The organism is Bordetella genomosp. 9 (assembly GCF_002261425.1).
GTDB lineage: Bacteria > Pseudomonadota > Gammaproteobacteria > Burkholderiales > Burkholderiaceae_B > Bordetella_C.
Genome location: NZ_NEVJ01000003.1, coordinates 1,893,911 through 1,915,297 on the forward strand (window position 1 = coordinate 1,893,911; position 21,387 = coordinate 1,915,297).

16 protein-coding genes and 1 tRNA gene are annotated in these 21,387 nt (G+C 66.0%); 10 read left to right on the top strand and 7 right to left on the bottom strand.

Translation table 11 applies throughout. The features are described 5' to 3' along the window. The first annotated feature begins 70 nt into the window (after window positions 1–70). Window positions 71–1,084, top strand: a complete 1,014-nt coding sequence (locus CAL26_RS19665; protein WP_143277457.1) for a LysR family transcriptional regulator — start codon at window positions 71–73, stop codon at window positions 1,082–1,084. A 64-nt stretch (window positions 1,085–1,148) separates the two neighbouring features. Further along, window positions 1,149–1,237: transfer RNA gene (locus CAL26_RS19670), tRNA-Leu, on the top strand. 18 nt (window positions 1,238–1,255) lie between these two features. Here CAL26_RS19670 and CAL26_RS19675 read toward each other — a convergent pair. Further along, complete coding sequence (locus tag CAL26_RS19675) at window positions 1,256–2,530, bottom strand: PepSY-associated TM helix domain-containing protein (RefSeq protein WP_094848438.1); 1,275 nt, start codon at window positions 2,528–2,530, stop codon at window positions 1,256–1,258. 128 nt (window positions 2,531–2,658) lie between these two features. On the opposite strand from CAL26_RS19675, the gene CAL26_RS19680 reads away from it, so the two are divergent. After that, complete coding sequence (locus CAL26_RS19680) at window positions 2,659–4,761, top strand: TonB-dependent siderophore receptor (protein ID WP_094848439.1); 2,103 nt, start codon at window positions 2,659–2,661, stop codon at window positions 4,759–4,761. 57 nt (window positions 4,762–4,818) lie between these two features. Here the strand turns inward: CAL26_RS19680 and CAL26_RS19685 are convergent, their stop codons facing one another. The 3 genes from CAL26_RS19685 to CAL26_RS19695 form a co-directional block, all read right to left on the bottom strand. Beyond that, window positions 4,819–5,625, bottom strand: coding sequence for an aspartate dehydrogenase (locus CAL26_RS19685; protein WP_094848440.1), 807 nt, complete (start codon window positions 5,623–5,625; stop codon window positions 4,819–4,821). A gap of 85 nt (window positions 5,626–5,710) precedes the next feature. After that, the gene (locus tag CAL26_RS19690; RefSeq protein ID WP_094848441.1) at window positions 5,711–6,718 is read right to left on the bottom strand and encodes a LysR substrate-binding domain-containing protein; all 1,008 of its coding nucleotides are present in this window, start codon (window positions 6,716–6,718) and stop codon (window positions 5,711–5,713) included. Window positions 6,719–6,753: 35 nt separating this feature from the next. After that, entirely contained in the window at window positions 6,754–7,740 is a 987-nt protein-coding gene (locus CAL26_RS19695; protein WP_094848442.1) for a Bug family tripartite tricarboxylate transporter substrate binding protein, read from the bottom strand. 413 nt (window positions 7,741–8,153) lie between these two features. Here CAL26_RS19695 and CAL26_RS19700 point away from each other — a divergent pair, with 413 nt between their 5' ends. Then, on the top strand, window positions 8,154–9,788 hold the full coding sequence (locus CAL26_RS19700; protein WP_094848443.1) for a methyl-accepting chemotaxis protein: 1,635 nt from the start codon (window positions 8,154–8,156) through the stop codon (window positions 9,786–9,788). Between the two features lie 41 nt (window positions 9,789–9,829). Here CAL26_RS19700 and nhaA read toward each other — a convergent pair whose 3' ends face one another. Next, window positions 9,830–10,981 carry a Na+/H+ antiporter NhaA gene (gene nhaA, locus CAL26_RS19705; protein WP_094848444.1) on the bottom strand — a complete coding sequence of 384 codons (1,152 nt, stop codon included), beginning with the start codon at window positions 10,979–10,981 and terminating at the stop codon, window positions 9,830–9,832. Between the two features lie 157 nt (window positions 10,982–11,138). Further along, complete coding sequence (locus CAL26_RS19710) at window positions 11,139–12,071, bottom strand: LysR family transcriptional regulator (protein WP_094848445.1); 933 nt, start codon at window positions 12,069–12,071, stop codon at window positions 11,139–11,141. A 304-nt stretch (window positions 12,072–12,375) separates the two neighbouring features. Between CAL26_RS19710 and CAL26_RS19715 the strand changes: the two genes are divergently transcribed. From CAL26_RS19715 to CAL26_RS19730, 4 genes are all read left to right on the top strand, one after another. Then, window positions 12,376–13,371, top strand: a complete 996-nt coding sequence (locus CAL26_RS19715) for an N-carbamoyl-D-amino-acid hydrolase (protein ID WP_094848446.1) — start codon at window positions 12,376–12,378, stop codon at window positions 13,369–13,371. Window positions 13,372–13,451: 80 nt separating this feature from the next. Continuing rightward, complete coding sequence (locus CAL26_RS19720; RefSeq protein WP_256988536.1) at window positions 13,452–14,486, top strand: threonine ammonia-lyase; 1,035 nt, start codon at window positions 13,452–13,454, stop codon at window positions 14,484–14,486. Between the two features lie 122 nt (window positions 14,487–14,608). After that, window positions 14,609–15,592 carry a Bug family tripartite tricarboxylate transporter substrate binding protein gene (locus CAL26_RS19725; RefSeq protein ID WP_094848448.1) on the top strand — a complete coding sequence of 328 codons (984 nt, stop codon included), beginning with the start codon at window positions 14,609–14,611 and terminating at the stop codon, window positions 15,590–15,592. Between the two features lie 67 nt (window positions 15,593–15,659). Next, complete coding sequence (locus CAL26_RS19730; RefSeq protein WP_094848449.1) at window positions 15,660–17,138, top strand: N-acyl-D-amino-acid deacylase family protein; 1,479 nt, start codon at window positions 15,660–15,662, stop codon at window positions 17,136–17,138. A gap of 9 nt (window positions 17,139–17,147) precedes the next feature. Here CAL26_RS19730 and CAL26_RS19735 read toward each other — a convergent pair whose 3' ends face one another. Beyond that, entirely contained in the window at window positions 17,148–18,098 is a 951-nt protein-coding gene (locus CAL26_RS19735; protein ID WP_094848450.1) for a LysR substrate-binding domain-containing protein, read from the bottom strand. A 211-nt stretch (window positions 18,099–18,309) separates the two neighbouring features. Here CAL26_RS19735 and CAL26_RS19740 point away from each other — a divergent pair, with 211 nt between their 5' ends. Further along, window positions 18,310–19,284: a Bug family tripartite tricarboxylate transporter substrate binding protein gene (locus CAL26_RS19740; RefSeq protein WP_094848451.1), complete on the top strand. Its 975-nt coding sequence runs from the start codon at window positions 18,310–18,312 to the stop codon at window positions 19,282–19,284. A 51-nt stretch (window positions 19,285–19,335) separates the two neighbouring features. Beyond that, on the top strand, window positions 19,336–21,387 hold the full coding sequence (locus tag CAL26_RS19745; RefSeq protein WP_094848452.1) for an alpha/beta hydrolase domain-containing protein: 2,052 nt from the start codon (window positions 19,336–19,338) through the stop codon (window positions 21,385–21,387).

The following is a 21,387-nucleotide window of genomic DNA, read 5'->3' on the forward strand; positions in this document are numbered from 1 at the left end:
CCGCATTAACGTTTTGTTAATGCGCTGTGGTTCAGGTAAATAGGGACTGGCTGTGGACAAGCTGCGGGCGTTGGAATACTTCATAGCCGCGGCGAACGAACGCAGCTTCACCGGCGCTGCCCGATTGCTGGATGTCAGCGTGCCGGCAGTGGCGCGGCTGGTCGGCGCCCTGGAACAGAAGCTGGGCGTCGCCCTGTTCGACCGCACGGTCCAGGGGCTGACGCTCACCGCCGATGGCGTGAACTATCTCGATGCCTGCCAGCCGCTGCTGGAGCAGTTGAGCGCCGCGGACGAAGCCCTGCGCGGCGGCGCCCTGCGGCCGCGCGGCACGCTGGTGCTGGGCACATCGCCAATCCTGTCCCAACACTCGATCCTGCCCGCCCTGCCGGAATTCCATGCACGGTATCCGGACATCCACATCGACATCCGCAATATCGACCGCGTGACGGCGCCAGAGGCCAGCACGGCGGAGATCCTGGTGCTGTACGGCTGGCCCAAGCAGCCCGGCATGGTGCACCGCCACCTGGCCGACACGAGGCTGCTGATCTGTGCGGCGCCGCAGTATTGGGAGCGCCACGGCGTGCCGCAATCGCCGCGCGACCTGCAACAGCATCAATGCCTGCTGTTTAGAGACCACGAAGGCACGGTCATCGATTACTGGGAACACGAGCGCGACGGACATAGCGAAGCGGTGGCCGTGAACGGCTGGCTGGTCAGCAGCCACCGCGACGCGATCCTGGATGCGGTCATCGCCGCCCAGGGCGTCGCGCGTTTCACCGACCTGTCCATCCGCGAGCCCTTGCGGCGCGGGCAGCTGGTGCCGGTGCTGACCGACTGGCACACCCGCCAATCGCCGCCGATCAATCTGCTTTATCGCTCCAACCAGCGCCGGCTGCCGCGCGTGCGGCTGTTCATCGAGTTTCTGACGGACCTGTTCCAGCGATTGGAGACCGAACGCGCGCCGGACCTCGCGGGCAACCTTGCCGCCGAACAACCCCACTGGTATCGCCGCCGCCACAGCCGGGCGTCGGCGACGCCGACCGCCGCGTTGAAGCGGTCATTGCGCGCGGAGCAGGACGTCTAGCCGGCTGCCGATCGGGGACAGGTACAATCCCGTTCCGGCCCGCGGCCCACGCCGCGCGCGCCCTGCCCGAGTGGTGAAATTGGTAGACACAGAGGACTTAAAATCCTCCGGCTTTAATCGGCCGTACCGGTTCGATTCCGGTCTCGGGCACCAAATCCGCCCTGGAAGAAGCTACGCAGCGTCGCCGCTTACGCCCATCAGCATCAGAACAAACCAGGCCGCCAGCAAACCCAGGCATGCCCAGCGCCACATGCCCATGCCGCGCCAGGCAACCGCCCAGCGTGACGACGACATCACGGCAATGCCCGTGCGCTTGAGCGCCGCTCGGGCCGATTCGGTGGCGCGGATTCCGTAGAGATAGGCGCCGGTCAGCGACAGGCTGGTCAGCATCAGCCCGAAAGCGAACCATAGCCAGCGCACGGGCCAGCCGCCGAAGGTGCCGAAATGCAGCGGGTCGGCCATCTCGGCGATGCGCTGGTGTGCCGTCATGTCCGTGCCTGCGTTGCGGCCGGCGATCTCGCCGGTGGCGATGTCCACGGCAATCACATTCGCGCGTTCGCGCAGCAGCCAGCCTTCCGCCTGGCCTTCGATCAGCAGTCTTTTTCCGTCCGGCGTCAGGCGGACATTGGTTACTTGCAGCGCGGGCCAGGCGTCACGCGCGACGGACACCGCACGATCGACGTTCGCGGCGGAGAGCGTCGCATGTTTCGCCTGTCCCTTGATCTGGGCGATCACGGGCGGACGCGGGGCGTCGCCGCCCAATGATTCGATCAGGTACCACGCGCCGGTCGCGCCCACCAGCGCCATGAAGCCCAGGCTCCAGACGCCTGTCAGCCTGTGCACGTCGCCCCAGGTCAGGCGAGGCTTGCCCTTGCGCGGCCACACGAGGAAGCCGCGCCACCATCGCTTGTAGATGAAGAGGCTGCTCACCAGCATCAGCAGCAGCGGAATTGACAGCGCGGTCACCAGCGTCAGGCCGTAGGAATTGGGCAGCATCAATCGGCGGTGGGTGTCGCGCAACCAGCGCTGGACACTCCACCAGGTGGACTCGCCGGTCACCTGTCCCGTATGGGGATCCACCCAGACGCGCAGCAGCTCGCCGTCCGCCTTGCGCATGAGCGCCTGCGCGGCGAAGCGTTCCGCGTGCGGTGCGCCCAGGCTGCGCAGCCGCAGGTCGGGATGGGCCTGTTGCGCGGCGGCGACCATCTGGCCCCAGCTGGCCTGCCCTTCCTGCGGGGTCACGCGCATCGCCGGTTCGATCACCCAATCGATCTCGGTGGCGATCACCGCCAGCGTACCCGTACAGAAAATGAAGCTGAGAAGGACGCAGAGCTTGAGCCCGATCCAGCTGTGCAGCTCGAACCAAAGCCGGCGCCCGGCCGCGCGCGAGCGCGCCGCAGGAGCTTGCCCGGCGGGCGACTCGATGGATCGTGAGGGATAAGTCATGGGCTGGAACGGTTGTCTTGGGCATCCCAGCAAGAATTCTAATTTAAAACGCAACTGTTAACCATTATCATTTACACTCCAACAGCTCTGCGCTATCGAATCCCGCTACTCCTCACACCTGCTTCCCGATGCACCGCTTCTCCCTGTCACCGGTCGTGGCCGGCCTTGCCCTGTTGAACCCCTTCCCCGCCTTCGCCCAGCCCAACGACGACGTCTCCACCGTGCTGCCCGCGGTGAAAGTCACCGAGGACGCCGACGAGGACTACGAGGCGCCGTTCAATCCGGTCAGCCCGCCGCAGGTCAACAAGTCCTCGATCCCCTTGTCCAAGACGCCGCAGTCCATCACCGTCGTGCCCCGCTCCGTTCTGGACGCGCAGCAGGCGCAGACGCTGGCGGATGCGCTGCACAACGTGCCGGGCGTGGTCAGCAACACCTTCGGACGCCGGGGTTGGGACGACCTGATCATCCGCGGCCAGGTGGCTTCCGATTCGCTGTTCCTCGACGGACTCCGCACGGCGCAGTCCAACCGCGTCGCCGAGCAGTTGTTCGGCGTGGAGCAGGTGGAAGTACTCAAGGGTCCCGCGTCGCTGCTCTATGGACAGGTACTGCCCGGCGGCCTGGTCAACATGGTGAGCAAACGCCCGCGGCCCGAGGGGTTCGCGAATGCCGACGTGACGGTGGGCAGCCATGATTTCTACCAGGGCACGCTGGACATGGGCACCCCGCTGTCCGACAACGGCAAGGCGGCATTCCGCATCAACGCTCTGACGATGAACTCGCACGACGCGACCGACGACGTGTGGTTCAAGAACCGCTATATCGCGCCGTCGCTGTCGCTCGACCTGGGGCCGCGCACGGATTTCACCATCCTGACCAGCTACCAGGAGCGCCGCTACATCCGCCAGCAGGGCCTGCCACTGGCCGGGTCCGTGTTCTCGAATCCCAACGGCAGCATCCCGCGCCGCCGCTTCACCGGCGAGCCGGACCAGGATCCGTACCGCGGCTTCCAGACCCGCGCCGGATACATGTTCACGCACCGCTTCGACAGCGGTTGGACCTTGAACAACAACCTGCGCTGGCAGGAGTTCACGCTGGATGGGCAATTGCTCGCGGCGGGCGCCTTCCGCGCGGACAATGCCTCGCTGAACCGCACGGCCACGGACCAGCATTGGGACGGCGACACGTTGACGATGGACACCAATGTCCAACGCACCTTCGCCACGGCCTTCGGATCGCATGGCATCACGCTGGGCGTCGACTACATGCGCAGCCGCGAGGACAGCCTGTCGTACCGCTGCGGGGTCGCCGCGCTGAACATGTACCACCCGGTCTATGGCAGCCCGATCACCTGCCCCGCCAATCCACGCACCGACAGCACCAATACGGTCCGCTCCACCGGGGTGTACGTACGCGACCAGATCGCGCTGAGTGAACGCTGGAACGCCGTGCTGGGGCTGCGCCACGACAATGCTTCCACCGACACCACGGACAACCTGGGCGACACGCGCCAGGACGATAGCGCCCACGCCATCACCGGACTGGCGGGGTTGATGTACGAAATCGCGCCGGGCGTGCGGCCGTACGTCAGTTACGCGACCTCGTTCTATCCCAACAGCGGCACCGACGTGAACGGCAATCCCTTCGACCCGGAACGCGGCCGCCAATGGGAAGTCGGCGTGAAGTTCGACCTGGACGACGGCAACACGAGCGTGACGGTTGCCGCCTTCGACCTGGAACGCAAGAACGTGCTGGCGGCGGATCCCGCCAACGACGGCTACAGCATCGCGGTGGGCAAGCAGCGTACGCGGGGCGCCGAACTCGGCTTCGCTTCCGACCTGGGCAGCGGCTTGAGCCTGATGGGCGGCTACGCCTATACCGCGGCGGTCATCCGCGACGACGGCGGCCAGACGCCTTCCACCAACAACACGCCGCTGGACAACGTGCCGCGCCACAGCTTCACGGTGACGGCGCGCTACAACGCGCGCGGCGATTGGGCGGGATGGGAGCTGACCGGCGGCGTGCGTGGCGAAGGCCGGCGCGATACCTACGGCTACGAATTGCCGGGCTACGTCGTGGCCGACGCCGGCATCGCGTACAACGCCGCGCACTGGCGTGCCGCGCTGACCGTCAAGAACGTCTTCGACAAGGACTACTACTCCGGCGGCCTGCGCGACGCCGTCGCGCTCGGCGACGGCCGCGTCACGATGCTGACACTGGGCTACCGGTACTGAGCGCCGCCGCCGCTTCCGTGACGACCTGCCGCAAGGCCGTCACGATGCGGCCAGCGTCTACGTCCCGACGCGCAACGGGCCGCTCAGCTTGCGCAACACCGCCAACACGCTCTGCGCGGTGATCCGGCCGGTCTTGGGATTTTCCGACGGAATGTTCTGGATCTCCATCGAGAACGATGCGGAGTCCGAATCCACCTCGACGCGATGGATATTGCGATCCAGCTTGGGATCGGCCCAGATTTCCAGGGTCGTGCGCTCCGGCCCGATACCGGCCAGCGACACGCTGACGGCCACGTTCAGGTTGGCGGGAAAGCCGATCGCCGCTTCGCGCGGCGATCCGCGGAATACCAGTGTCGGCTCGGTGATGCCGGAAATGTCGATGCCGTGCGTTTCCAGGTAAGGCGCCCCCAGCAGGCCGCGCACGGGCTTGCGGGTGATCATGGTGACGGCATGGATCTGGCCTTCCGCCGCGGCCGTCAGGGCGTCCAGCCCCAGGATGGCGCCGGATGGAATGAGTATCTGGCCCTGCCTGGCGCGCGCCAGCTCGATCAGGTCCGGGTGCGACAGCAGCGCGCCCGAACTGAGGACGATGACCTTCTTGCCCGCCTCCAGCATGGGGCGCACGGCTTGCTCGAACACGGCTGCGGGGGCGCACTCGACCACGACGTCGCACAGGGGTTCCAGGCCGTCCAGCGTGGTGAACAACGGCGGTTGACCCTTCCATTCGAAGGCGGCGTGGCGCCGCGGATCGCGCACCGCGATCGCGGCCAGCGAAAGTCCGGGCACCGCACCGGCGTCCAGCGACTTGGCCACCGATTGGCCGATGGCGCCGAAACCGGCGATACCGACACGAATTCCGTTCATATGCATTCCTGGTTCAAAGTTGGAAAAGGACGCCCGCCGAATCAGCCGATTCGATCCCGCGCGGCGATATGAGAAAGGGCACGCATCATGGGCCGCGTTCCGGCGCATCGGCGAGAACGCGCTCGCCGGCCTCTTGCAGAAAGGCGCGCGCTTCAGCCAGCACCCAGGCACGAAAAGTCTGGATGGCGGGCCGCTCCAGCGACACGTCCTGCGTCAGCAGGTAGTATTCGCCCGCGCTTTTGACGGGCCGCTCGGGACGGTACGGTACGACGAGTTCGCCGCGCCCGGGGTAGCCGTCGATCAGCACGTCCGGAACCAGCGCGATACCCTTGTGCTCCTGCGCGGCGCGCAATGCAATATAGAAGTGGCCGACGTCCAGGCCCGGCCGCCGCGCCGGCAGCGACCCGCCCTGCGCGCGCAGCCAGTCGCGCCAGGCGTTGGGCCGGCTGGCGGTGTGGATAAGCTGGAAGGTGGTCAGGTCGGCGAGCGACTCGACAGGGCCTCCCTGTTCGTACAGCCGCCGCGACATCACGGGCACCAGCACATCGTCGAACAGGTAGTCGGCGCATATGCCTTCCCAGCGCTGCACCAGGGTCAGGTCTATTCCGGGCAGCCCGCGCGGATAATGGCGGCCGGCCAGGGGACCGACGCGGATGGCGATGTCGACGCCGTCGGCCTGCATGTCCAGCGGACGGATATCGGAAACCACGCGGACTTCGATATGGCGATGCGTGGAAGTGAAGGACGCCAGCCGCGGCATGAGCCAGAGCTGTCCGATGGTCGGAATGGTGCTCACGATCAGCACCTCGTTGCGATCGCGCTCCAGCATCTGCCGGGTGGCGTTCTCCAGGTCGGACAGCACGCGGCGGCACGCCTCGAAGTACTGGATGCCGTCGGCCGTGAGCTCCACCTTACGCGACTGCCGCACGAACAGCTTCTTGCCCAGGTAGGCTTCCAGCTTGCGCACTTGCAGGCTGACCGCGCTTTGCGTCACCGCCAGCTCATCGGCCGCGAGCGTGAAGGAACCATGACGGGCGGCGGCTTCGAACGATCGGACGGAGGACAAGGAAGGCAGATTGCGCGTAAAGGCCATCGACAACCTGCTCCACGTCGTTATGGTGTCCGGCGTTATTGCATTTCAATATGGGCGTCCTTGATGACACCCGCCCAGGTCACGTTCTCTTCCTGCACGTAGCGGGTGAACGCCTGCCGGTCCATCGGCAGCGGATCGATGCCCCCCGCGCGGAACTTGGCCTGCAGCTCGGGGGATTTCATCGCCGCGGTCAGCGCGGCGCTCAATTTGGCGACGATGGGTTCCGGCGTACCGGCGGCCACGAACAGGCCGAACCAGGTGCTGGCATTGTAGTCGACCCCCAGTTCCTTCAGGGTCGGCACATCGGGCAAGGCGGCCGACCGCACGTCGGTCGTGATGGCCAGGGGCCGCACGCGGCCGGCCTTGACGTTGCCGAGCGTGGTGGGCAGGGGATCGACGAGCAAGGCGATCTGGCCGCCGATCAGGTCGACCGTGGCCGGAGCGCCGCCCTTGTAGGGGATATGGCGGAAATGCGTGCCCGCGCGGATGTTCAGCAACTCGGCCTGCATGTGGTGGCTGGTGCCGAAGCCGGCCGAGCCGTAGTCCAGCGATCCCGGCTTGGCCTTGTCCGCCGCGACCAGGTCGGCGAACTTCTTGTAGGGAGAATTGGCCGACACGATGATGACGCTGGGCACGGACGCGATGCCGCCGACCGGGATCAGGTCCTTGGACGTGTAACCCGCGCTCTTGTACAGGTGCGGCGCCACCGCCATCGTGCTCGCCGCGCCCAGCAACAAGGTATAGCCATCGGCCGGGCTGTTGAGCGCCGAAACGGTGCCTATCGTGCCGCCGGCGCCCGGCTTGTTTTCGATGACGATGTTGCCTTTCAGCGTCACCGACAGCGCATTGAACAGCTCACGGCCGATGATGTCGTTGATGCCGCCGGCCGGAAAAGGCACGACGGCGCGAATGGGCCGGGACGGATAGTCGTCCTGCGCCCTGGCCGCGCCGGGCAGGACCAGGGCGGAAAGCGCGGCACACAATCCGACGCCAAGGCCGAGCAATCGCTGGGTGATACGCATGTTCTGACTCCGCGGTTGGGCTGGCGCCGGACGGCGGCCAGTGAGCAAGGGCGAGTCTAGAAGCGGCGACGCCGGGTGACAAACGACTAAAAGACGGCCGAGCGCGAGAAAATCTTATGCACCAGGCTGGACGTACGCACCATCCCGGGGCCGAACCTTTCCTGGCCGGTCACGCTGGCCCTGCGGCGCCCTCGGCGCTATTTGTAACGCGTGTCGCTGTTGCGAAAGGACAGCCAAGGTCGCTAATTTGTCTCTATGAAGCGACAATCAAGTAAGTCTTTCCCTTCTTTATCAGATAGTTAACGTAGAATCACAATCGTTATGTCGCATGATTATTTGTAATATTTCCACGCTGGAAGCGACATATTTGTATTTATTTGAAATATTTCTATCTGGGCTTGGAGAGGCCGACCATGGACTTCCTATCGAACATCAGAATCGGCACCCGCCTGGCCATCGGCTTCGTGCTGGTCCTCGCGCTTTCCATCGGCTCAACCGGATATGCCTTGATCGCGGCGCGCCATAACGCGGCGGAAACGCGCCTGATGATGGAAAAGCCGCTGACGAAAGAACGCATCACGGCCGACTGGTACGTTTTCATCTACTCCGCGATCGCGCGCACGGCCATGATCGCGAAAAGCACCGACGGCACCTTGTCCGACGTCTTCGCGGACGTCATCGCCGACAGCGTCAAGCAGGGCGGCGCCTTGCTGAAGAGCCTGGAAGAACTGATCTCCAACGACGAGGAGCGCAAGCTCTACCAGGCGTCGGTGGATGGCCGCAACGCCTACCAGAAAGCGAAGAACGACGTGATGGCCGCCAAGATGAGCGGCGACGCGGCCAAAGCGGACCGCGTATACACGCAGTCCTTCCTGCCCACGGCCAAGGCCTATCAGGAGAGCGTGCAGGCCTTCCTCGCCTACCAGCGCAAACAGATCAATGCGATCTCGGCCGAGATCGCCGCCACCAACGAACGCAGCATGGGGTTATTGATGCTGCTCGGTGCCCTGCTCGTCATGCTGGGCGCGGCCTGTGCCGTCGTCATCACGCGCAGCATCACGCGGCCGTTGCGATCGGCGATCACCATGGCGAACCGCGCCGCTGGAGGCGACCTGACGGCACGGATCGCCACGACGTCGAAGGACGAGATCGGCGACCTGATACGGTCGATGGACACGATGAACCGCGGCTTGAAAGACATCGTCCGCGACGTCCAGTCCGGCACCGAGCTGATCCACAATGCCTCGGCCGAGATCGCCAGCGGCAATCTGGACCTGTCCTCGCGCACCGAGCAACAGGCCGCGTCGCTGGAGGAAACGGCCGCGTCGATGGAAGAACTGACCGCCACCGTCAAGCAGAACGCGGAGAACGCGCGGCAGGCCAACCAGCTGGCCGTCTCGGCGTCCCAGGTCGCCGTGCGCGGCGGCGCGGTCGTCAAGGACATGATCTCGACCATGGGCGCGATCGATGGTTCGTCGCGGAAGATCGTCGACATCATCGGGGTCATCGACGGCATTGCCTTCCAGACGAACATCCTGGCGCTGAACGCGGCGGTCGAAGCGGCGCGCGCGGGCGAACAAGGGCGCGGTTTCGCCGTGGTCGCCAGCGAGGTGCGCAACCTGGCGCAGCGTTCGGCATCGGCCGCGAAAGAGATCAAGTCCCTGATCGACGACTCCGTCAGCAATGTGGTCGCGGGCAACAAACTGGTCGCCGAAACCGGCGGCACGATGGATGAAGTCGTCGGCAATATCCGGAAGCTGGCCGAAATGATGAACGAGATCGTGGCGGCCAGCCAGGAACAGAGTATGGGCATCGAGCAGGTCAATATCGCGATCAGCCAGATGGACCAGGCCACGCAGCAGAATGCCGCCTTGGTCGAACAGGCGGCGGCGGCCTCGCAATCCATGCGCGACCAGGCCGATACGCTCGGACGCGTCGTCAGCGTCTTCAAAATCGATGCGGCGGATAACGTCGACGCCGCCCTTCCGTCATTGGCAACGTCCGGCCATGCGCGCACGCTGATCGCGCGCCGGGTGATGCCTACGTAGCGGCTGCCTGAGCGGGCGCAAGCGGCGGACCGCCGCGTGCGCTATTTCTGCCGCTTCAGATACGCGAACCCGAGCCCGCCTGCAAGCAGCGACGCCAGCAGGATCGCCATCTTGGACGCATTGACGGCGGCAGGATCCGCCGGGAATGCCAGGTTGGCGATGAAGATCGACATCGTGAAACCGATGCCGCCCAGGATGCCGGCGCCCGCCACGTGACGCCACCCGATATCGGATGGCAGGCGGCACAGGCCGAGCGCGACCGCCAGGAAGCTGAACAGGAAGATGCCGACCGGCTTGCCCACGACCAACCCAAGGATGATCCCCAGGCTGTTCGAACCGAGCAGCTCGGACGCCCAGCCGGCGCCGATCACGATGCCCGTGTTGGCCAGCGCGAAAAGCGGCAGGATCAGGAAGGTGACCGGCTTGTGCAGGACATGTTCGAGGCGGTGCGAAGGAGATTCCGCATCATCCTGCCTGTGCGAATAGGGAATCGCGAAGGCCAGCAGCACACCGGCGATGGTTGCGTGCACGCCCGACTTGAGCATCAGGAACCACATCAGCGCGCCGCCGACCAGATATGGCAGCAGGGCCATGACGCGCATCAGCCGGTTCATCGCGAGCAGGCAGACGAACACGGCAAGCGCTCCGAGCAGGTAAGGCACCGACAGATTGGCCGTGTAGAACACCCCTATGACCACAATGGCGCACAGGTCGTCGATCACGGCGAGCGCGGTCAGGAATACCTTGAGCGAAACGGGCACCTTGTTGCCCAGCAGCGCCAGCACGCCGAGCGCGAACGCGATGTCCGTCGCCATTGGAATCCCGGCGCCGGCCTGCATCGGCGTACCGAAGTTGAGCCCCAGATGGATTGCCGCCGGGACGACGATGCCGCCGATGGCGGCCAGCATGGGCAACAGCGCGTTCTTCAGGTCCGACAGCTCGCCGCTATAGAGCTCGCGCTCCAGTTCAAGGCCGATCAGCAGAAAGAACACTGCCATCAGCGCATCGTTGATCCAATGTTCGATGCTCAGGCCGGCCAGCGGTAAATGCCACAGCGCCAGGTAGGAGGCGCCTATCGGAGAATTCGCGATGGCAAGCGAAGCCAGCGTGCACAGGATCAGAACGATGCCGCCGGCCTTGCCCGACGCGATGAATTCCTTGAAGGTGTCGGAGATGCGTCGCTCGCTGGGCATTACGCTTCCCCCGGGAAGAATTGGCCAACGAAAGCGAATGCAGCGGGGATGGCAGAGGTGATGTTCATAACGGTCGCAAAGTAGCCGCGTGGCGGCCCGACCAGCGCGTATCCTGTCATGCCATCGCGGCATGATCACCCTTGGATGGCATTGTAGTTCAGGGCGCCGCCGTCGGCGCTTCCCTGATGACCTGCCGCAAGGCCGTGGCGAAGCGGCGGGCGGTGGTGGACAGCGGACTGTTGGCCGCATGAAGCAGTTGGATCTTGTGCGGCAGCACGGGATCCGTGGGGCGCAGCACGAAGTCGCGCTGGAAGTTCGGGTGATACCCGAAGGACTCGATCAACGCGACGCCCACGCCCTGCCGGACCAGCGCCAGGGCTTCGGGCGTGGCGCGGATTTCGATGTCGGGTTGCAAGGGGCTGTCGCCCGAATTCATGAAGCGCGCGGCCAGGCGGCCGAAGGGTGTCTCGGCTTCGTAGCCGATCAATAGATGCCCGCGCAGGTCCTCGGCGTGTATGCGCATGCGCGACGCCAGCGGATGGCCGTGCGGGATCGCACAGCCCAGCCAGCCTTCGCCGATCTCTTCGGCGGCGACGTTGGCGTTCGCGGGCGGCGACATGGATGCGATGCCGAAGTCCGCATGGCCCAGGAGGATGTGCGGCAACAGCATGTCGAAGGCCAGCGGCCGGTAGCGTATCGTCGTGCCGGGATACTTCTCTCGAAACCGCTGGATGGTGCGAGGAATCAGCCACTCGCTGAAGCTGGGACTGCTCACCAGGCTCAGCGTGCCCGTCGCCCCCGCCCCCAGGCCCGTGGCCAGGGCGTTGAAGCGCCCGACGTGGTCGAAGATGCGCTCGCATTCCGCGAACAGGCGTCGCGCTTCCGGCGTCGGTTGCAGGCGCCCCTTCACGCGCACGAACAGGGGATACCGCAAGCGGTTCTCGGCGGATGCCAGGATGCGGCTGACGGCGGGCTGCGTGACGAACAGCATGCGTCCCGCCTCGCTCAGCGAGCCGGTCAGCATCACCGCGTGAAAAACCTCGATCTGCCGCAGGCTCAGCGCGGCACCGGGGCGAGCTTGTCCGGCCATAGGTGTTAGGAAGCGAATGACAGTCCGGAATTGTAGAGCCCGGCTGTCGTGGCCCGGGCGTCACGGACATGCATGAGGATTTGCCCAGGTCCTATAACAAAAAGCGCACCCGGGTTTACCCGCAGCCCATGGCAGCTCGAACAAATCCAATTATGTATCAAAGACTTACCCATTGACGATCACTGGATTGTTGCAGTGCATCAGGGCTAACCCTTGCATTTACACAGGCGCGGCGCCGTTTCATCCTGCGTGGCGATAACGCGATAGACGCGATCACCGCCATAACGCCAAACAGGAACATCTCATGTCCCGCACCGTCACGGTCGCCGCCGCCCAGTTGGGTCCCATCCAGAGATCGGAGGGCCGCGACGTCGCTGTCGGCCGCATGTTGCGCCTGCTGGAACGCGCCCATCAGCGTGGCGCCGAAGTCGTGGTGTTCCCCGAACTCGCGCTCACCACGTTTTTCCCGCGCTGGTACACGGAAAACCTGGACGAAGCCGACCACTGGTACGAACAGACGCTGCCCTCCCCCGCGACCCAGCCGCTGTTCGATGCGATCCGCCGCTACGGAATGACGATCTACCTGGGCTACGCCGAAATCGCGCACGAAGCGGACGAACAGGGCGTGCTGCGCAAGCGCCGGTTCAACACCGCCGTCATCATCGCGCCCAACGGCGAAGTCATCCTCAAGTACCGCAAGGTCCATCTGCCCGGCCATGCCGAATTCGCCACGCACCGCAAGGTGCAGCATCTGGAAAAGCGCTATTTCGAAGTGGGCAACCTGGGCTTTCCCGTGGTGCGCGCCCCCGTCGGCAAGGCCGGCCTGGACGTGAACCTGGGCATGCTGATCTGCAACGACCGCCGCTGGCCGGAAGCATGGCGCGTGCTGGGCCTGCAGCAGGTCGAACTGGTCCTGCTAGGCTACAACACGCCGGCCGTGAACCAGGACAACCGCGGCTTCGAGGCGCACCACCTGCGCGTGCTGCATTCGCAGCTCGCCATACAGTCCGGCTGCTACCAGAACGCCTGCTTCGGCGTGGCGGTGGCCAAGGCCGGCAAGGAAGACGGCTTCGAACTTTTCGGCCACTCCATCATCGTCAACCCGCAAGGCGAGATCATCGCCATGGCGACGACCTGGGACGACGAGCTGATCGTCGCGGACTGCAATCTGGAGATGTGCGAGCTGGGGCGCACCACGATCTTCAACTTCGAGAAGCATCGCCGGCCCGAAGCCTACGGCCGCATCGTCGAACAGGTCGGCAGCACCGCGCCGCCGGTGTGGAAACCCAGCAGGGATTGAGGACGGGACGAACCTCGCGAACGCGCCACGAATCGAGACGCGAACCACCCAGCGATGCCGCACCAGCCGTTTTACTGAACATGAAACTCACCGATCTTCCCACCACTATCGAACACGAAATGCTCGGCACCCTGCGCGTGCCCGGCTATGAAGACGTCCTGACCGCCGCCGACCGCATCGGGCCATATGTACGCCACACCCCGCTGCTGCGTTCGCCCAAGCTCGACGAACTGGCCGGCGCACCGGTCTGGCTGAAGCTGGAAAACCTGCAGGTGACCGGGTCCTTCAAGGCCCGCGGCGCCTTCAACGCCCTGCTCAATCTGGACCCCGCGCAACGCGCCCGCGGCGTCGTCGCCTATTCGACCGGCAATCATGGCCAGGCCGTCGCGTGGGCCGCGCGTACGCTCGGCATGCCGGCCACCATCGTCATGCCGGTGGATGCGCCGGCCAACAAGGTCGAGAAGGCTCGCCGCCACGGCGCGCAGGTCGTGCAGTACGACCGCGAGCGCGAAAGCCGGGAAACCATAGGCATGCGCCTGCTGGAAGAAACCGGCGCCACGCTGGTGCCGCCGGGCGATCATCCCGACGTGCTGGCCGCCCAGGGGACGCTGGCGCTGGAAGCCCTGCGCGACCTGCCGCCCGAAGCGTTGAAGAATCTCGGCCTGTTCGCCACGCCTTGCGGCGGCGGCGGCATGGCCGCCGGCTGCGCGCTGGCCTTGCAGGCTCTCGCGCCGCAAGCCCGCCTGGTGGCCGCCGAACCCGCCGGCTACGACGACACCGTGCGCTCGCTGGCCAGCGGCAAGCGCGAGCCGAACGCGCCGGGCGCGAAGACGCTGTGCGATGCGCTGATGGCCGCCATACCAGCCGAACTGCCCTACGCCATCAATGGCCGCCGCCTGGACGCCGCCGTGGCCGTGACCGATGCGCAAGTCGTCGCCGCCATCCGCTTCGCGCTGGAAGAACTGCGCCTGGTGGTCGAACCGGGCGGCGCGGTCGCATTGGCCGCCCTGCTGGCCGGCCAGATTTCCACCCAGGGCAAGGACACGCTCATCGTCCTGTCGGGCGGCAATATCGACCTGCCGCTGTTGGCGCAAATCGCGCAGGAGGGCAGTTGAACCGCCGGTTTCCACGTTCTCCAGCAAGCTTCCTGTAGCAGCACATTCCGTTTCACCGGCGCGCCATCCACCCGCCGCGCGCCATCCAGTACTTCCATAAAAGTCCAAGGGAAATATCCACCATGCCGTTCTCGACCATGCGCCGCATCGCGCGCGTCCTTACCGCCGGCTGCATCGCCGCCGCCCTGCCCGTCGCCGCGCACGCCGCCTACCCGGAGCGTCCGGTCACCATCGTCGTACCGTTCAACACGGGCACCACGCCGGACATCGTGACCCGCCTGCTCGCGGCGGCCCTGAGCAAGGACACCGGCGGCAGCTTCGTCGTGCAGAACAAAGTGGGCGCCTCGGGCATCATCGGCACCCAATACGTGGCCAACCAGCCGGCCGACGGCTACACCCTGAGCTTCGCCAACGTGGCGACGCTGGCCATCAACCAGTCGCTGTACGCCAGGCTGCCTTACGATGCGGACAAGCAGCTCGCCCCGGTGGCCCTGACCGGCTCGGTGCAGAACGTGCTGGCCGTGCGCCCCGGCCTGGGCGTGAAGAGCGTCAGCGAACTGATCGCGCTGGGCAAGAAGGAGCCGGGCAAGCTGGTCTATTCCTCGGGCGGCAACGGCACCACCGGCCATCTGAGCGCCGCGATGTTCGCCACGATGGCGGGCGTGGAGATGATGCACGTTCCCTACAAGGGCGGCGTCGAGGCCGACATGGCCGTGTTGCGCGGCGAAGCCGATCTGGTCTTCGACAACATCTCGTCGATCGCCGCCTTCATCGACCAGGGCAAGGTCATCCCGCTGGCCGTGACCGGCGCGACGCGCGATCCCCTGCTGCCGAACCTGCCGACGCTGGACGAACTGGGCCTGAAGGGCTACCGTGCCGTGGCATGGACCGGTTACGTGGCGCCCGCGGGTGTCGACCCCAAGATCCTGGATTGGCTGAACACGGCCATCAACAAGGCCCTGGCGGAACCGGAAGTGCAGGAAAAACTGAAGACCCTGGCCTACGTGCCTACCATCAAGCCGCGCCAGGCGCTCTTCGATCTCGCCCACGAGGAGCGCCCGGTGTGGGCGAAGGTGATCAAGGACGCGAAGGTCAGCGTCGATTGATCGAAACGTCATCACCCTTGAAGAGGCGACGCCAGGATCCTGGCGTCGCCATTTACCGGACACCATCATGACCCGTGCAGCCCAGACGCATTACGACACCCTGATCCGCGGCGGCACGATCATCGATGGGTCCGGCGCGCCGCGCTTTACCGCCGACGTGGCCATCGCCGGCGAGCGCATCGTTGCCATCGGCGATCTCGCCGGCGCCACGGCGGACCAGGTCGTCGATGCCAGCGGCATGATCGTCGCCCCGGGCTTCATCGACTCCCACACGCATGACGACCGCTACCTGCTGATCAACCCTGGCATGCCGGCCAAGCTCAGCCAGGGGGTGACCACGGTCGTCACCGGCAATTGCGGCCTGAGCCAGGCGCCTTGGCTGCCGGGCAAGCGCAAGGACGTACCCGCGCCCATCAATTTGCTGAGCACGGATACGGCCGACTTTCCCTACGCCACCTTTCGCGCCTACCTGGAGGCGCTGGAGCGCCACCCCGCCGCGATCAACGCCGCGTGCCTGGTCGGCCACACGTCGCTGCGCGCCGCCGCCATGGACGACCTGGACCGTCCCGCCAATGAAACCGAAATCGCGCACATGCAGGCGCTGCTGCGCGAAGCGATGGAAGCCGGCGCCCTCGGCCTGTCCACGGGCACGGCCTACCCCACCGCCATGCCGGCCACCACGGAAGAACTGATGGGCGTGGCGAAGGTGCTGCGCGAGTACGGCGGCATCTATACGAGCCACATCCGCGACGAAGCCGACCAGATCTTCGCCGCGCTGGACGAGGCCTTCGCGGTCGGCGCCGCCGGCGGCGCGCCCGTGCTGGTCTCCCACCACAAGCTGATCGGCCCCAGGAACCACGGCCGCTCCGTGCAGACTCTGGCACATATCGCCGACGCCGCGACACGCCAGCCCATCCGGCTGGATGCCTACCCCTATGTGGCGGGCTCGACCATCCTGCGCAAGGATCGCCTGGCCGTATCCAGCCGCATCATCGTCACCAAGTCCGAACCGCTGCCGCAATACGCGGGCTGGGACCTGGACAAGATCGCGGAAGACATGGGCGTGACGCAGGAAGCCGCGGTGGACGCCCTGCAGCCGGCAGGGGCCATCTACTTCATCATGGACGAGGCGGACGTCGAACGCATTCTTGCCTATCCCGGCACGATGATCGGTTCGGACGGCATTCCGCACGACCCGGCACCGCATCCCCGCCTGTGGGGCACATTCCCACGCGTGCTGGGCTACTACTGCCGCGACATGCAGCTGTTCACGCTCGAAGAGGCCGTGCACAAGATGACCGGGATGACGGCGGGATACTTCCGCCTGCCCGAGCGCGGCCTGCTGAAAACGGGGCATTACGCGGACATCGTCGTTTTCGACGCCGAGGCCATCGCCGACACCGCTACCTGGTCGTCGCCGACACGGCAGGCCAAGGGCATCGCCTGCGTGTTCGTCAACGGCGCGGCGGCCTGGCGCGACGGCGCCAGCACGGATACGCGCACCGGCGCCGTCGTGCGGCCGGCCAGGTCCATGGCCACGGATTGAATCAGGACACTACGGCGTCGGCGCCACGGGCCTGACACCCTGCCACGCGCCGCTGCCGACCATCTCGGACATCAGCGCCAGCAAGGCCTGCCCGACGATCTGGCAGGTGGGACTCATCGATGCGCTATGGGACATGCACAGTGACATGCGCCTGAACAGCGGCACTGGCGCGAGTGATCTCAAGACGAAGCCGTTCGCCTCGCCTTGTTCCAATCCCGGCCCCCACCCCCGGGTGGCCGACCAGGGCTGCAAGGCATAGCCGATGCCGGCGGCCACCGCCGCCAGGGAAATACTGGTCGACGACGTTTCCGCCACCAGCCGCAAGGGCAATCCGCCGCGCGCCAGCGCCTGCTCGTAAAGCACCCGGACCGAGTTCGGAAAGCCAGGCAGCACCAGGGGCAGCTCGACCACTTCCTCCATGGATATGGGGCCGCGGCCTGGATGATCCGACCTGGCGACCAGCATGATTTCCTCGTCCAGCACGTGCGTGATGTGCATGCCGGCATGCGGACGCACCTCCACGCAGATGCCCAGGTCGGCCTTCTGCGTGGCGACCGCTTCGGCCAGCTCCGCCGTGGAGCGCTCGACCAGCTTCAGCCGCACGTCGGGATAGCGCATCGCGATGACCCGCATCAGCGGGATGGCGAGCACGCGCGACGTGCTGGTGGGCAGGCCTACCGTCACCTGGCCGGCGGGCGTGTCGCGCTGCGTCTTCACGGCGGCCTTGGTTTCGTCGAGTTGCCGCAGCACCGTCTTGGCGTGGCGATAGAGCACTTCGCCGGCTTCCGTCGCCTGCACGCCGTTGTGTCCGCGTATGAACAGCGGCGTCTCCAACTCGCTTTCCAGGTTGGCAACGTGCTGGCTCAGGGACGGCTGCGCGACATGCAGCGCCTGCGCCGCGGACGAAATGCTGCCGAGCTCCACGATCTGGACGTAGTAACGCAGTTGGCGTAGATCCATATTCCCCTCGTCGCAGCGCGCGCCGGCGCCGAAAAATCGCGATGCGGGACATCGTCCATCCCACCGCTGATTCCATCGTTAATTCCTATGGCCCCATCGTTATTGCATATTTGTGACGGTCTGCCGGCATCCCTAGAATCGTAGCGGGCACCCGCCGCGGCTCCAGGCTGACGCGCGGCGCCACACAGAAATGAACACACAAGGGGAATCGATGATGTTCGTACGTCTTGCCGCCCACGTCGCGGCGGGTCTGGTGGTGTCGTTCGCCGCCGCCCAAGCCCACGCCGCCTATCCGACCGGCCCGATCCGGCTCATCGTTCCGCAGTCGGCCGGCTCCGGCGTGGATTCGGTCGCCCGCATACTCAGCGACAGGATGTCGCAAACCCTCGGACAATCGGTGGTGGTCGAAAACAAGCCTGGCGCCAATGGCGTCATCGCCACGGCCTACGTGGCCAAGGCCAAGCCCGACGGCTACACCCTGCTGCTGAGCGGTTCTTCGCCCATGACGCTGAATCCGGGGCTTTACAAGCACCTGCCCTATGATCCGATCAATGACTTCACCTATATCGCCGGAGTGGCCGAGAATCCCTTCGTGCTGGTGGCGAGCAAGGCCAGCGGGTTGAAATCCTTCGCCGACCTGAAGAAGGCGGCAACAGAGCATCCCGGGCGCTACACCTACGCCAGCGCGGGCATCGGCAATTCCACCCATCTCGCCACCGAAATGGTGGCCTACAAGGCCGGGATCAAGCTGATGCACGTGCCGTTCAACGGCTCCGGTCCCGCGTTCAGCGCCGTGCTCGGTGGGCAGACGGACCTGATGTCCAGCGTGGTCGGGCCGGCGCTGCCGCAGCTGCAGGCGGGCGCCGCCACCCCGCTGCTGATCATCGGCGCCGGCGCCATACCGGAACTGCCCGGCGTGCCCAGCGCCCGCGATGTGGGCTTGGACCTGCCCACCCTGCCAACCTGGACCGCCGTGGTCGGCCCGGCCGGCATGGATCCGGCCGTGATCAAGGTCATCGAGAAGGCTGTGCAGGACGCGCAGGAGGACAGTCGCCTGAAGGCCCAGTTCAAGGCGCAGTACCTGTCGATCTACCGCCTCGCCGGCCCTGCCCTGACCGACAGCATCAAGAACGACATCAAAGTGTGGACCGGATTGATCCATGAATTCGGCATCAAGGCCGAATGACGGGGACGAGCCGCGCCGCCGCTCTACGCCAACCCTGTACTGGACCTGTGCATGCCCTCCTCCTTGCGGTACATCCTTAACGATAGGCAACTCTTCGCGGCCGGACACGAATTCGCGGATACCGGCGCCTATGAACTGCTGAGCGGACGGATCGAGTTCCTGGCCGATCCGCACGCGCCGGACCTCGCCCATGTCGTGGACCTGGACAAGGCGGACCGCGACGCGAACGGACAGGTGGCTTACCGCGCGGATCTCCAGCTGCTCAAGCCCGTCGACATGGCGCGGGGCAATGGCCGGCTCTTTTTCGATTACGGCAATCGCGGCAACAAGCGCGCGCTGCAGTTTTTCAACGACGCGCCGCCGGTCAACCGGCCGGCCACGCTGGAACACGCGGGCAACGGCTTCCTGATGCGGCGCGGCTATACGGTCGCGTGGCTGGGCTGGCAGGGCGACCTGCTGCCAGGCGGCGGCCGCCTGCTGCTGGACGCCCCGATCGCGACCGACGGCGGCAAGCCCATCGTCGGCTGGGTCAGGACCGAGTTCGTGCCGACACGCGCCGGCACTTATGTCTATCCCTTGTCCAGCCTGGCATCGACGCGCAGCTATCCAACATCCGACCTGGATACCCGGCACGCCATGCTGACGCGGCGCCGCTACGCGCATTCCCGTCGCCACGACATCCCAGCCGACGCCTGGACCTTCGCGCGATTGGAAAACGGCACGGGCGTGGACAGCCAGGGCGAAGAACAGGCCATCGTCGCGTCCCGCCACCACATCCTGCTGCACCAGGGCTTCGAACCGGGCTGGATCTACGAGCTGTGCTACCGCGCCCAGGATCCGCGCGTGCTCGGGCTGGGCCACGTCGCGGTGCGCGATTTCATCAGCTTCCTGAAGTACCACGACGCGGACGGCGCCGGCCAGCCCAATCCCCTGGGACAAGGCAGCTTGCGTCCGGCCAAGGCTTACGCCTGGGGCCGATCGCAGACCGGCCGTTGCATCCGCGATTTCGTCCATGGCGGATTCAACGCCGATGCGAGCAATCGGCGCGTCTTCGATGGCGTCATGCCGCACGTCGCCGGCGCCGGCAAGATGTGGATGAACCAGCGCTTCGCCAACGTGACGCTGCTGCCGGGCCAGCATTACGAAAACCACGATACCCCGGCCGATCGCTTTCCGTTTTCGTACGCGGCCTGCACGGACGTGCACAGCGGCCGCACGGATGCCATCCTCAAACGGCCTGACACCGATCCGCTGGTCATCCACACCGACAGTTCTTCGGAATACTGGCATCGTCGGGCCAGCCTGGCGCACACGGATACCGAAGGCCAGGACTTGGCGCAGCCGGATACCGTCCGCATGTACATGTGGTCGTCCTCCCAGCATTTCAGCGCGCCGGGGCCCTTGCGTCCCAGTGCCGGCCTGAGCACCAACTACCAGAACTGCGTGTCGACGTCCTTCTTCTTTCGCGCGCTGCTGGACTGCATGGACGCATGGGCCACGCACGGCACGCCGCCGCCGGCCAGCCGCATACCGACGCGCGCCGACGGCACGCTGTGCGACCACGAGACGTGGAAGACGCAATTTCCCGCGATCCCGGGCCAGATGATCCCCACCTCGCCCAGCACCTTGGAGTTGGTCGATTTTGGGCCCGACCTCGATCGCGGCGACGTCTATCCGCAACCGCGCGTGCTGCCGGGCCGGGCCTACCCGACCCTGGTACCCGCGGTGGACCGGGACGGCCTGGACGTGGCCGGCGTACATGCACCCGCCGTGCGGGCACCGCTGGGCACCTATACCGGCTGGAGCATGCGCAGGCGCGAATTCGGCAACGGCGCCATGCTGGGGACCACCGGCAGCTACGTTCCCCTGCCCGACACGCCGGACGAGCAGCGCTTGACGGGCGATCCCCGTTCCTCCATCCTGAGCCGCTACGGCAGCGCCCAGGGCTATCGCGACGCGATCGAGCGGGCGGCGCAAAGTTTGGTCGAACAACGGTTCATGCTGCAGGAAGACCTGCCGCGCGTGGTCGGGGAAGCGGGCATATGGGGCCGTCCGCGCCACGACACCCGGCTCGACGCCGGCGAGGTCATGGACCAGGAATAA